Here is a 12,285-nt window from a genome sequence, read left to right as displayed (position 1 = left end):
GGAATACGAACCTGGTGCACCGCTCAAGGGAAGATTTGTTACTTGAGTTGAGGCTGCGGGTAGGCATCTAGAAGTGGGCATACTCACTGGAGGCGGTGAGCTTAACCAGAACACAACGAGTAAAAGGGAACTGTGATAGTTCAGTACGCGCGGACCTCCTAACCTGCCTAATAGTCGGTGGTGGGCACTTTCAATTCCATCAGGCTGAAGCCGCTTCCCGGCAAGGCTTGATTCGGGCATTAGCAAGTGCTTTTGGCCGCGAGCAGCTTCCCACGGTGGGCTGCTCGCAGCCAAAGGGTCACTATTGCTACATGTTCATTCAGAGCAAAGTTCGCCAGATGTCATACCCCGCATATAGCAGCATCGATCCGAGAAACACGCCCGTGATGACTGTCAGTCTTTTCATATGAAGCTGGCTGGCTGAGAGCTGCGCAGCTAGGCCCGCATTCTGCTGGGTCAGCAGCGTGACCAGTGCGGTTTGCTCGCTCGTAGCCGCTGCCGAGAGCTGTTGCACAAAGCGTTTGTTTTCAGCCGCCACGGCCTCGACCTGCGCCGACAGCTGGGTGAATACACCTGCCATGTCCGTGCCTAGGGTGGTGACTTGCGTCGCCAAGACCGAGTTTAACCTCTTGCTGAATTCCCGGTTCAACGCAATTTCTTTCAAGACCTTTTCCACCACCTCGGCGCGCTCGACCTTGGCCGCTTGGTCTTCACGCCCGAGTGCTTCAAGCCCGGCCAGGAGCGTTTCCTGCGAAGCTTGCTGCTGCTCGGCGATGCGAACGCCGACGTCAACGACCACTGCCTTGAAATCGATGACACTTGAGCTGTGCGATGACGACAACTGACGCGCCACTTCAGCAGCCGAGCTTTCGATGTGCGGACGTAACGCCTCGATAGACTGTGCCAGATCCCCTTGGTGGCGGGTCGCACCAGCGAGTGCTTCGAGCAGCACCGCCTCAGTCGACCTCAGGCTAGAGGTGTGAACGGCCGTAGATCGCACGAGCAAGGCCTCGACTGCACGAGCGTCACTCGCGCTCTGGTCTGTGATGTGTTTCTGAAGCTTGGTGAGCAACGAAGGGACATCTTCTTCGCGCATCTTGCGCAACGCCTGTAGCAACGACTTCGTTGCTTTTTCCGCATCGCCCGCAGAAGCGCCCAAGGTGTCGTTGATCTCAGTGATGGAATCTCTTGTGTCCGCAAGGTCACCACTCATTGCCTTGATCGAGACTTCGAGTGGTTTGAGAGGCTCCTTCAGGATCTTGATCATCAACTCGGCAAGGGTCCTTTCTTTATTGTGAATCTCTGTAGCTGTACTCATTTTTCAGGCCCGGCCATCTTGGCTTAGTCTCATCAGTTCAACCCGCTGGTTGCTCAATTGCACACAGGCCAGCAGTTGCATTAACGCGTCAAAATCATCTTGCTCGTTCATCGCCGAACTCATCCGCTGGCCGAGTTCGGCAAGGTATTCCTCGTCGAGCAAGTGAGTAAAGCGTTTGCAACGATCGAGGTCTTGTTGCGAGTTATGGGCAATGCGCTTCAACTCGCCGTACTTGAGGGCGATCTCGTGCTCGACTCGCTCGCGTTCCTTGATCAGAAGCATCTGCTCATGCTGCTGCAGTTCGAGGCTGGTTTCGAGCGCCTTCATGTCGCGCTTGAACTCTTGATCAAGCACCGTCAGTGCCCCGAGCAAACGATTTTTCCACAAGCGAACCAATTCGTGCAGGGCTTCGTTGCCTGCGTTGTGAACCTTCCTCAAGTCTTCTTGATAGTTTGATGAGAACAGATAGGTATCGAAGGTGTAGTCCGCGAGTATGTAGCGAATGGAACTGAACGCGTCGTCGATAATATCCTCGATTACCCCCGAGCCAGGCTCATTCACGAGCCTACGCACACCTTCCCAATAAGCGCAGGACTTCGACAATCGGGGATTGCCCTTGACCTCCAGGCGCATCCCCTTGAGTAGCCTGTAATAGTCGTTAACCAAAATCCTGAGTGTCTGGCAGTCATCGTTAACCGCACCCGCTTTGGGAGGATAGCTACCGGAGACAGTGAACATTGGGCGCGAGCCTGCGTGCTCGATCAGTTGCATGCCATCTTCCAATGTATTGGTTTGCAGGTCTTGCAATGCCGTTTTCAACTTATCCTGCGCCTTCTTGATCGCTGCGGTCCAGGTGGCGATCTCGCGCACAAGCGTCGTGTTTTTGCTTTCCAGTTGTTTAATGGCCTGTTCAACAGCCTCTGTCTTCTTTTTCTGGATATACCCGACGCCCAAATGACTATCGAGCGTACTACGCAGACGGCCAACCGGACTTGTGGATTGCGAGATCTGCTCCAGCAACTCGCTGCGCAGTCCGGCAATCAACGGCGCTATCCGGGCATGCAGTTCCGGCTCATTCTGTTGCATGCTCATCCAACTGGTGCCGAATTCCAGCGGAAAGTACAGGTGCTCATCCCGAGCCTGATCGCTTAGGCGACCGAAGAGCTCGATCTGCTGGATGAGACGGCGCCGAGATTTAGAAGCATCGAATCTCGCATCCTCTCGAGCAGCGTCCTTGATCGACTGTGCGAAGTACGAATAGGTTGTGACAATGCGAAAACGGTGCGGCATGGCCTGCCAGTCTTCGATTCCAGGCAACGTCAGCGCCTCAGGCCTCAGGAACACCAGGTCATCGCCCCGGCCAACCAGCAACACCAGGTCAGCGAAGGGTAGATAAGTCTTCGCCATAAGGTTCACATGCGCCTGCTCTGCGGCATTGGCAGGGTTATCGCCCGGAAGGTCCAAAATGCGAATGCTCGGCCCCTCGGCGGCCTGGCTGGCAAAGAAAGACGTTGGGATATGCACCACACAGGGCGACTCGGCAACCAGTTGCCCGGCCTCCATGTCTTCCCTGAGCTGGCCAAGCGCCCGGGTAACATCGGCTTCGGCCTCGAACCAATGCGTTTTCGAGCGCAGAGTCAGTCCCCAGCGGCCGTCGACCGAGCGGCAATACTCCATGGCGGTGGCCGTTGCCGACTTGCCCGCCTCGCGCCCGCCACGCATGACCTGCGAAATCCTTCCCAACTGAGCCGGGTCAATGCCCATCAGGTCGAGCAGCAACGTGGTCTTACCGACTTGGGTCTTGCCGAATATGACCACATAGGGCTCGGCCACTTCCTCCTTGAGCTGCAGCTTTTCCTGGACGTCTTTGCTCAACGTCTTGATCAACCGTGCATAGGCACGAAACGCCCAGTCCGACTGATGTGCCTGCAGAGCGTGCCAATGGTCCATCACGTCTTGCTTGACCATGTCAGACACCACGGTCAGCGATGAACAGCTGCAAGCCAGAAGCCGACGAGTCCAACTCATAGCGCAAGTCACTGGTGATCGAGGTGACATCAGCGATGGCTTTGGCAAGGCGGTCCTTGCGCATCAGCAGTTCGTCCATGCGATAGCGGGCACGCAACCTCGCGCAGACGCGCGCACGCGCCACGGCCATGGTCTCATCGAAAGACGTGCGAAGATTTTCAACATGGTGGTCATGGACCGTGCCGAGCATGACTCTCGCCTGGGCGCTTGCTGCTTTCTCGATGCTGCGAATCCGCGTTACCGCCACGCCGGTCAGATACGCAGCTGCGACGACTGCGGTGGCCGCTACTGCAGCGGGGTGCAGCGTGAGCGGCATAGGGAGCTTGGTCTCCGATCCTGAATTGTCTGAATTGCTGGAATCGCCTGCATCCGCAGCATCGGCCGCATCAGCGTCGGTCGTCTTGCCGAAGAGCGCACCCAGTATGTCGGAGTCTCCATCGCTGACCACGTCTACCGCCAGTACAGTGGCAAGCGAACGAATAGTAGTTTTGCCAAGCTCGACGCCTATTCTGAGATTCTCGACACTCGCTGAGACGGCATTCGCGCCAGAAGTGTTGTCGGTGGGCACGAAGTCCTGCTTGACGCCAACGACCTCAGGCACAGCGAAGAGAAGCCGGGTGTATTCCAGCGACATCGCCGGTATCAGCTCGGCACTGGTACCCACCTGTTTGCTGACATCCTGGTTAGCCTGCCATTCCTCCCGGCGGCCATTGCCCAGAAGGATGCTGATATCACTGACCGCTTCAGGGGTTAGCTTCGCGAAACGAACGGGTTGCCCCGATGCGTGCACAAAGCCCATCTGGATCAGATTCTCAGATTTCGCCTGTGGCACGCGCGCGGGAGAGCCCTCCCCCGATTTCTCTTCGGGCACTCGCTCAAGCTTACTCGCTGTTAACGACGATACGCCTTGAGAGTAATTATGAAAAAACGTCGGCGCCGCTTCGCGCCATGCCCCTTGGACGAGATCCTGCATTTTCATTCTGGTCTGGCTGGTGGTATCGAAGACATTCGAAAACCAGTTGCCGAAACCTTCGTGATCGGCGATGAGCCGAGCGCTCATTGAATCCGACGCTTTTGAAAACGCCTGCCCAGCCAACTCGCTCACAAGCCGATTATGCTGGCTCCGAAGCTCCGCTGCTGCCTCATCAAACCTGCCCAAAACCTCCTCCAGCACTTCAGCGCCATCAATCCCACTCGCCTGATCGCTCGTGAAATACAGCCGCGCCTTGCTGCGGATCGCATTCAACACCCGTGTCAAATCCTTACCCACGATTTCAGAGAGATGACTCATCTGGAAGTGGCGATCCGATTCCCCGGTGAAGTTGAGGTCGTCAATGGCGCGACGAAGGTGGGGCATCCACTGTTCAACGTACTCGACGTCGTCGGTACCACTCAGAATGATGTTCTTTTCGGCCAGCTCGGGCGCCACTTGGAACGTCGCCTGGGCGCTTGAGCGCAGATCGGCCTGGCGCTTGGGATCGTTGCGATGGGACTCGGTCTTGGAGACCACAACGTACGGCTTACAGCCCTTAAGCTCGTTCTTCAGCATGTCCTGAACGATCTCGAGCTGCTGCTGATTGGCCATGCGCGTCTCATCGGTCACGATGATGCAGCCACCTGCGGCGATCATCGCCTGGCGCATCAGCTCTTGCCATGCGCGGTTGTCGCGCTCCTGCTTTTCGTACCCTGGAAGCAGCAACCACGCCTGGTTATCGCGTTTGAAATAGCGGCGAGGCACTTTCAGGATCGGCAGCAGATCCTCGGCATTGGGGTCGCAGATGGCGCGCTGGAACTCCGGAACATCCACTTCGAAGTCATCCAGCCTGTAGCCCTGCGCCGCCGAGTCCGGAACCAGCCTGCGAACATATCCATGAGCGCGATCGAGGCCCTCTACCTCGATGATGAGTACCGGCATTTTCTCGCCACGGCCCTCATTGCTCTGCAGCCACCTCGGCCCATCGCCGCGCAGGTCATAGATGCTCGCCATCAGCGTCGTCTTGCCCGCGCCTTGAGAGCCGCCCATCACAACGATCCAGGTATTACCCAGCACCTCGGCGAGTAGCAGGCGGCGCATCACCTCAAGCAGCTTTTCGTCGATTTCCTCGTTACCAAGGTCGGTGCAGGCACCGCGTAGACGACGCAGTGCCTTGTTCAGATCGGTCAGCAGGAGCGCGGGTGATTCCATCGCCATTGTTTCTTCCTCGGTTCATCTTTGAAATTAGATGCCAGACCCTTGCGGCGGACATATGTCTACCGAGGTATCGGCGGACTGGCGAGAAACATGACTGGCAGAAGCTCCGAGTCATAAAGTTATGAACTTGTCCATTGCGTAGGTCTCTCCCAGCCCATCGTTCTCATCTGGGACCAATGAATTTGCTTAGGGAGAGCACTACCGAGATACTGGCCATTTGCCTCGGGGTCAGGCAGGATTCTACAGCTCGCGCTGCTCCAATGGTCAACCACCGTCATTTGCACGAAGACACATTGAAAATGTAAGCGCAGGCAAAACGGACTGCACAAGCATTATCTAGAGAGAAGATCGACATGGATGCCCGTGAACAACTAGCAGCAATGTCCGTATCTGCAGCGTTTAATAACCTGGCGGGCTATACCAAGGCTTTTGATCTTTTCAAAGCCATGGGTGTGAGCACAAAGGAGCTGGTCCACTCAAACATCATTGCTTCCCTCTTGAACGACCGGGAAGCCCATGGCATGGGCAGCGCCTTCAGAGATGATTACGTAAGGTCGCTTCTCGGCTGCCGTTGCGAGCGGAGCCCGCTACCGGAAGCCGTACTATCAAGCACTGTTGGCGTGCGAGCGAACGTAGCGCGCGAACTCGAACATATCGATATCTTGCTCGATTACCCATCCCTCAAACTCGTGATCGCAATCGAGAACAAGATATGGGCCTTGGACCAGAGCCGTCAGGTTGCCCGTTACCAGAAAGCATTGCAGGAACTGTTTCCCCACTATACCCACAGGGCGCTGGTGTATCTGACGCCCAAAGGCCGGGCGTCTCCGACGATCGATCCAGACTCCCCGACGCCCGTCTATTACCAATCTTATGGACAGCTGGCCGAGCTTCTACGTCAACAGACGAGCGTGGATCCGCGGGTCCTCCTGTTTATCCATCAGTTTGTCACTCATATCGAGAAGACCATGTCGGGAAACACCGAGCTCAAACAGCTGTGCTGGGAGATCTTCCAGCAAAACGAAGAGGCGTATCGTCATATCCACGAACATTTCGTTTATTGCCAGAATCGCAAGCTACAAGAGCGCTTCGAATGGCTGGAAACCCAGGTTAAAACCGCGCCTATGTTTGCCGACTGGGTCGGTAAGATCGAAACTAGGCCGACATGCAATGTCGACAAAAAGCGGTATGACTTGGACGTGCGGGTAAAAGAATGGCCCGATGGTCTCTGGATCAAACTCTACAAGCACACCTGGCTTGGCGTTTTTCCTTACTTCCGTGCCGCTGATACCACCGAGCTGGCAAAACATCTACCCGACTTCACCTCCAGCCCGCGGGAAGTACCTGACTGGGCTGGGCATTATGTGGCTTCAAGCGGCTACCAAATTAAACATGAACGGTGCATTTTTGACTTGGGTGACGAAGCGACAGATACACATTACAACCAAGCGCTGAGCAAAATCCGGGACTGCATTGAAGAGATCGACCGCGCTCTAGACCCTACCCTACCAGGATTGCGCTGATGCTCACATCGCACGATGAAACTCCTTGGCGCTTTAGCCTGGAGGTAACATGCTCGCTGCAATATTGAACGGCAAGCGCCGAGGTAGCGGCGTTGAAGGTAAGCATTCAAACCTGGGAAATGCCACTGGGGCGGAAGACATCCTTACCGCCACCATATTCGAGCGCCTGATTTATCTTCCCGAATCTGTTCGGGATAGCTTCTTCGTCCAATTATTAGGGCCAGACAGATCAATTGGCACCTTGGAGAATTTCAAGTTCTGGCCATCATGGTGGCTGGACGACCGACGTGTCGAACCCGATGTTGTGCTGTATGGCTCGGAGCGTACGCTGCTGATTGAGGCCAAGCGCCACGACGATCTGCAACAGCAATACGCTGTACAACTGGCAAATCAGTTGCGGGCTGGTTGGGCAGGCGAAAATCTGGGTGAAGACCCGATACTCCTTACCATTGGTGGCCTACACAGCTACACGCAGAAAAGCACTTCTGAGCTGGGATCCCTAATCGAGAGAGAACTGTGCGGGGCAGGCTTAGATTACGAGTTGGCGTGCTGCAGTTGGTATCAGTTGTTCCAGGCTCTAGAGGCAACGATTTCCAATGCATCGACGGACTCATCGCCAGGCCTTCAGCGTCTGCTGGATGATATTGCCGCCGCTTACGAATGGCATGGGCTGCGCATTCTTCCCCGGCGCTGGTTGGGTCAACTGGCCCCGGTATCGATCAACTCCACGCGCGCGCCTATCTTCGCGCCCGCAACCGTTAGCGCCAAGCGAGTCCCGAGCCGCGGAGCGACATCCAGCTTCCTAACCAACCTTTCTGCACCTTCTATTCAAATTACCCAATTCCCCATTGCACGTTGGAGCTGACTAACTTGACCACTGCAACCTCAATCGACAACGCGCTTCTGGATGTTCGCAAGGCCTATCGCCTGCTGGCAGATTATCAACAGCGGATTCTTGAGCTACTGGGCTTCATACGTGAAGAGCTGAGCGCCGATTACTACTCTCAGATACCGCGAAATCGTGTGCCCCGGAGCTTGGATGGGCTAGAGGTCAGCAACAGCGCGGGGCAACGTTTTCTGCCGTTCAATGACATCTCCGTGCTATGGCTTCGTAACGGCGGGCAGGAAGATCCTGTGCACTGCCATGAGAAGGGGGATCTGTTATTCGACGTTTGGGTCCGCAACGACACCGGCAATGGTGAAAACGCCGAAGAAGCATCAATCGTCGAGAACAGCCGCAGCGAGTTGCGCATCTATATCTTCCAATGCGTGGCCCCCCACAAAGGGCCATACAACTGGCGTAGCCAGGTGTGGGACCTGACGTACTATCCAGCAATGGGAGAGGTACTCGAATGTGATGGCAATCCTGGCTATCGAGCCTACGCAGAGGCTTTGGACTTATCTGTATGCACCGATGAGAACGCCACCCGTACCGCTTTGAACGGGCTGAGAAAACGTGCGTCGGAGAAGCTTGATCAGCAAATTTGATTTCTGAACTTGGGCTAATTAATCCTACCCTCCCTGATTTCTCCGTTGAAGCCAAAACGTACCAAGATCGGAAGAGCTCCGGTCACGCGGTGTCATTCGACGCAGGAAGCTCAAATGCGTCGGTCCAGTTCAATACAACAATACCGCTTTGATCTCTGATTCCCAGTCCATCTAACCAATTCGAGAATAGCGACTGAATTTCAGCCCTCTCGATCCTTTGCTTCCCCAAGTACAGAGAGTTACAAAAATCTTCGTAGAGCGAGGGCCTTGCATCGGACAGGGACTCAGTCTGATGGAAACTAAGAATCGCATCCGAACTCAGGGCATGACCAGACGCGCGCGCAACATTCCAAAGCATGGTGGGTTCTGAGTAATTTGCTGGTGGTAAAGCTTCGAAGACCTTTCTGTGCCACTTACGCTGATCATCTATAATCCGGTCATAGAGTTCAGAAAGGACCCGTCGATGCAATGTCTCATCCACTGAGACATGGCTAGCGACGTCCATGACCAAAAACTCAACCGAACAGCCTAAATCATCCAGCCGCGTGCGTAGCGCTTCATACCCTTTCGAATCTTTGATCCCTGAAGTGCTCAAGTGATCCTTCAATCCCATCTCCTACCCTACGAGTCCCAGTCCGAATGCTTTGCTGTCGTGAACCCAACAAATGCGACAGCTACGCTAGCAAAGACATGGCCGAAAAAAAGTAGGAAGAGTCAGCGAATTGGGTAGGAGTGCACGTAACTTCGTATTGGCCAGCCCAAGCGACGCAATGTTGGGGGCACAATGACAGAGTCTTCGTCATGAACAGACACTTGGTTCCGTTCCTCGGCGACAAGCTCAAAATCCATGTCGGGATTGAGAACACTTTTAGGTAGTTCTGCGGGGCAGCAGAAAGCCGATACGACTAATCGGCTTATCTAAGTGGCATGCCTCGGCAATCTACCTGAATGAATTTGATGGAGTCGAAAAATGATCGAGCGATCTCATCATGAGTTGCGCAAGGCGTTTGGTGATTGCTCCAGGGAGCCGTCTGCAAATTCGCCGCTTCCGTAGTCGACCTCATATCGGTGATATTTGAAGTTGCCATCCAGAGAGGTTCCTTCGCTTCGCTTCAAGTATTAGGGGCACCCGATATCGTGCTACTGACGCTGTGAGGTCAGCGTGAGTGTGGACATGAGAACTCCCCTGCTTGATTTTTGCTTGGCGGTGAGGGAAGCAATCGGCCAAAAGCAGCCTCTTCTCTGTGCCCCCATTGCGTCCAAAACCGGCGTTTTCACTTCAAGGATTTGTCACTCATCCCCCAAATTTGCTGGCAAGCATTTCCCGGACAGCACCGACCAAATCAGACTCGCCAGTGCGCGCAGGCAACAGGCTGAACTCAACGTCGGGCAAAGCCGGTAACGGGAAGGCTGGCCGGCATATCTCTGCGCCCACCGGCACAGCCGAGGCATTCAGGCAAGCGACGCCCAGCCCCGCCATCAGTGCTGATTGCAGCCCTGCTACTCCGGATGCTGAATGGGCAATCACATAAGGCACCTTATGTGCGTCCAGCGTCTCTCGGGTAAAACGTTGGAGACTGCACCCCTGCGGTAGCACCAATAGCGGCAACGCGCCATCCTCTTCGTTCCTCGGCTCAGACCCCATGGCTGATACCCAATGCAATGCTTCCCGACGTACCGGAATGCCCTCGGGAACGCTGCGGCCATCAAGTATGCGCATTGAAAGGCCGATATCGAAGTCGCCTGCATCTGCACCGCTTTCTATCTGCATACTCTTTCGCACCGACACATGCAGTCGAAGGCGTGGATATCTCAGGCGCAGTTGCTTCAACAACTCCGCAATCGAAACGGGCAAGAAGTAGTCGGTGATCGCCAATCTCAATTCGCCGGCAAACGTCACTCCGCGTACGTCTTCAAGAGCGCGATCACTCATGGCCAACAGTTCTCGTGCATGCACCATCAATCGCTCCCCCGCGGGCGTAGGCCGGACACCTTTTTTGCCCCGCTCCAGTAGCGTTACACCGGCGAATGCTTCCAGCTTGCGTAATTGTTCGCTCAACGCTGATTGCGACCGGCACAGGTGCGGCGCGGCCTCCGAAAGACTACCGGAAGCCATGGCAACGGTGAAGGAACGCAAGAGATCCAGGTCAAAGGGGCGCATGTTGATCCTGCCGTTTTTCCGATAGATGAATGCATATCTTCCGGCTTTTCAGCATCAACGCAACTTCTTACTCTTCGCTTGACATTCATTGCCCGAAAAAGGAGTTCAACATGCCCGGTATTACACTCAAGATTTCTGGCGATCCGAACCTTGAACTGGTCCATAGCATCGTCCCCAAACTCACTGCCTTGACCTGTGAAGTACTGGAAAAGCGACCGGAACAGACACTGGTGATGGTGCAGTTCCTGCCTCATGAACTTTGGTTCATCGATAACCTTTCACTGGCCGAACAAGGACGCAACTCGTTCCGTCTGGAGGTCACCATCACGGATGAAAGCAATACCAAGGCCCAGAAAGCGCGCTATCAACATGAGGCTTTCGAGTTGCTGGCCAAAGCAATAGGAAATGTACACCCGCACTCAAACATACATGTGATCGACTGCCGCGCCAGCGCCTACGGCTATGGCGGTTTGAGCCAGGAGTACAAACTCCACCACCCTTGAGAGCCCGTCCGCCGCGTTGGTGTTGTTAGACTTCACATAGGTATCGAACCAGCGTGGCGACTTCAGTGGGATGACCGCTATGGATCGGAAGCGGTCGTCATGAGCGTCAGCTTCGGCCTGTCTGACAATCGCCAACCTCCAAAGCATTTATCGGTATCTGGATGAAGAGCGCGCCACTCTGGAAGCCAGTGCCGCCAGGCAACTTGAGCTTCAGCAACTGAGCAACGCTTCCAATCATTAAACCAGCACGTTTTCCCGGCGCATCAAGGTGACCTTCTCAGAGGAAGTTTGCGTTCACTCAGATTGAGCGCCTCCTTCCAGAATCTCGAACCCATCATCAATGGGAGCATATCCGACAACTTTTCTGCTCTGATCAATAGAGAGACGCTTATAGCGGTTATCTGAGACCCCATGGATAACGTGAAAACCCTTCAGCTGGGCTTCAACGCAATTATTGAGTAGCGCGACAACATCTCTAAAACTGATGAAGGCCGCGACGTCTCTGGGGCTGTGGGTCTGCCCTTGTTGAAATTTGGCTACGTTGGCAATACGGACTGCGATGGTTGTCATCTGTCCATCGTTTGCATACATCGAAGCCAAAGCTTCTCCAAACGCCTTGCTGACGCCGTAAAGATTGCCTGGTTTAGGGGCCATGCATTCCTGTACCTGAACATCCGTTGGATATCCTTCGATCACTTGGGCACTGCTCGCAAATATGAAACGCTTGCAGCCTTGTGCCTTTGCGGCGAATAGCATGTTGTAAGTGCCCACGATGTTCACTGGAAGCAGTGAGGCCATGAAATCGGCGTCTGGATTTGGGTCAGCAGCTAGATGGATGACGGTATGGATACCTTCGCAAGCTCGAAGGCAACTGGCTTGATCCGTGACATCCAGAGCGAAACGCTGTGCCGATTCCGGAAGTTGAGTTACGTCTAAATCGGCCAAACGCAAATCGGATTGATCATCGCGCTCTTGCCAAAAAGCAGCGCCGATCTTTCCTGCCGCACCTGTGACGAGGATTTTTCCTGAGCTCATTCCGGCATGTCCTTATGGTAGATGTCACGCTAGCCTCC

Annotated in this window: 10 protein-coding genes and 2 pseudogenes; 6 read left to right on the top strand and 6 right to left on the bottom strand. The window is 54.9% G+C overall.

The annotated features are described in order from the left end of the window. Positions 1-319 precede the first annotated feature (319 nt). Genes ACM6IV_RS26050 through ACM6IV_RS26040 form a run of 3 tightly spaced genes read right to left on the bottom strand, consistent with a single transcriptional unit; the run spans position 320 to position 5,537 of the window. Positions 320-1,267 carry a hypothetical protein gene (locus tag ACM6IV_RS26050; protein WP_414872235.1) on the bottom strand — a complete coding sequence of 316 codons (948 nt, stop codon included), beginning with the start codon at positions 1,265-1,267 and terminating at the stop codon, positions 320-322. Positions 1,268-1,321: 54 nt separating this feature from the next. After that, the gene (locus ACM6IV_RS26045) at positions 1,322-3,286 is read right to left on the bottom strand and encodes a hypothetical protein (protein WP_414872234.1); all 1,965 of its coding nucleotides are present in this window, start codon (positions 3,284-3,286) and stop codon (positions 1,322-1,324) included. Position 3,287: 1 nt separating this feature from the next. Then, entirely contained in the window at positions 3,288-5,537 is a 2,250-nt protein-coding gene (locus tag ACM6IV_RS26040) for a sugar kinase (protein ID WP_414872233.1), read from the bottom strand. A 353-nt stretch (positions 5,538-5,890) separates the two neighbouring features. On the opposite strand from ACM6IV_RS26040, the gene ACM6IV_RS26035 reads away from it, so the two are divergent. The 3 genes from ACM6IV_RS26035 to ACM6IV_RS26025 are packed head-to-tail and all read left to right on the top strand — an operon-like array spanning position 5,891 to position 8,548. Beyond that, positions 5,891-7,060, top strand: a complete 1,170-nt coding sequence (locus ACM6IV_RS26035; protein ID WP_414872232.1) for a PD-(D/E)XK nuclease family protein — start codon at positions 5,891-5,893, stop codon at positions 7,058-7,060. 49 nt (positions 7,061-7,109) lie between these two features. Continuing rightward, on the top strand, positions 7,110-7,925 hold the full coding sequence (locus ACM6IV_RS26030) for a hypothetical protein (protein WP_414872231.1): 816 nt from the start codon (positions 7,110-7,112) through the stop codon (positions 7,923-7,925). A gap of 5 nt (positions 7,926-7,930) precedes the next feature. Next, on the top strand, positions 7,931-8,548 hold the full coding sequence (locus ACM6IV_RS26025) for a hypothetical protein (protein ID WP_414872230.1): 618 nt from the start codon (positions 7,931-7,933) through the stop codon (positions 8,546-8,548). Positions 8,549-8,630: 82 nt separating this feature from the next. Here the strand turns inward: ACM6IV_RS26025 and ACM6IV_RS26020 are convergent, their stop codons facing one another. After that, a complete protein-coding gene (locus ACM6IV_RS26020) occupies positions 8,631-9,155 on the bottom strand; it encodes a hypothetical protein (RefSeq protein WP_414872229.1) in 525 nt (174 codons plus the stop codon). A gap of 363 nt (positions 9,156-9,518) precedes the next feature. Between ACM6IV_RS26020 and ACM6IV_RS26015 the strand changes: the two are divergent. Further along, positions 9,519-9,700, top strand: a pseudogene (locus ACM6IV_RS26015) (oxaloacetate decarboxylase); the annotation flags it as partial. Between the two features lie 142 nt (positions 9,701-9,842). On the opposite strand, the gene ACM6IV_RS26010 reads toward ACM6IV_RS26015, so the two are convergent. Continuing rightward, the gene (locus ACM6IV_RS26010; RefSeq protein WP_414872228.1) at positions 9,843-10,709 is read right to left on the bottom strand and encodes a LysR family transcriptional regulator; all 867 of its coding nucleotides are present in this window, start codon (positions 10,707-10,709) and stop codon (positions 9,843-9,845) included. 110 nt (positions 10,710-10,819) lie between these two features. Here ACM6IV_RS26010 and ACM6IV_RS26005 point away from each other — a divergent pair, with 110 nt between their 5' ends. After that, positions 10,820-11,212 carry a tautomerase family protein gene (locus ACM6IV_RS26005; protein ID WP_414872227.1) on the top strand — a complete coding sequence of 131 codons (393 nt, stop codon included), beginning with the start codon at positions 10,820-10,822 and terminating at the stop codon, positions 11,210-11,212. A 127-nt stretch (positions 11,213-11,339) separates the two neighbouring features. Next, a pseudogene (locus ACM6IV_RS26000) lies at positions 11,340-11,453 on the top strand (MerR family transcriptional regulator); the annotation flags it as partial. A 53-nt stretch (positions 11,454-11,506) separates the two neighbouring features. Here ACM6IV_RS26000 and ACM6IV_RS25995 read toward each other — a convergent pair. Then, positions 11,507-12,247, bottom strand: a complete 741-nt coding sequence (locus tag ACM6IV_RS25995; RefSeq protein WP_414872226.1) for an NAD-dependent epimerase/dehydratase family protein — start codon at positions 12,245-12,247, stop codon at positions 11,507-11,509. Positions 12,248-12,285 lie beyond the last annotated feature (38 nt).

The sequence above is a fragment of the Pseudomonas sp. IT-347P genome, from assembly GCF_949768005.1.
Lineage (GTDB): Bacteria > Pseudomonadota > Gammaproteobacteria > Pseudomonadales > Pseudomonadaceae > Aquipseudomonas.
The sequence above is the reverse complement of the archived record's forward strand: the minus strand, read 5'-3'. Positions and strand labels throughout refer to the sequence as shown.

Bases quoted from the DNA above. Each gene is read 5' to 3' on its own strand.
- ACM6IV_RS26035 (WP_414872232.1), top strand. From the start codon at position 5,891: ATGGATGCCCGTGAACAACTAGCAGCAATGTCCGTATCTGCAGCGTTT.
- ACM6IV_RS26030 (WP_414872231.1), top strand. From the start codon at position 7,110: ATGCTCGCTGCAATATTGAACGGCAAGCGCCGAGGTAGCGGCGTTGAA.
- ACM6IV_RS25995 (WP_414872226.1), bottom strand. From the start codon at position 12,247: ATGAGCTCAGGAAAAATCCTCGTCACAGGTGCGGCAGGAAAGATCGGC.
- ACM6IV_RS26005 (WP_414872227.1), top strand. From the start codon at position 10,820: ATGCCCGGTATTACACTCAAGATTTCTGGCGATCCGAACCTTGAACTG.
- ACM6IV_RS26045 (WP_414872234.1), bottom strand. From the start codon at position 3,286: ATGGTCAAGCAAGACGTGATGGACCATTGGCACGCTCTGCAGGCACAT.
- ACM6IV_RS26010 (WP_414872228.1), bottom strand. From the start codon at position 10,709: ATGCGCCCCTTTGACCTGGATCTCTTGCGTTCCTTCACCGTTGCCATG.
- ACM6IV_RS26040 (WP_414872233.1), bottom strand. From the start codon at position 5,537: ATGGCGATGGAATCACCCGCGCTCCTGCTGACCGATCTGAACAAGGCA.
- ACM6IV_RS26050 (WP_414872235.1), bottom strand. From the start codon at position 1,267: ATGATCAAGATCCTGAAGGAGCCTCTCAAACCACTCGAAGTCTCGATC.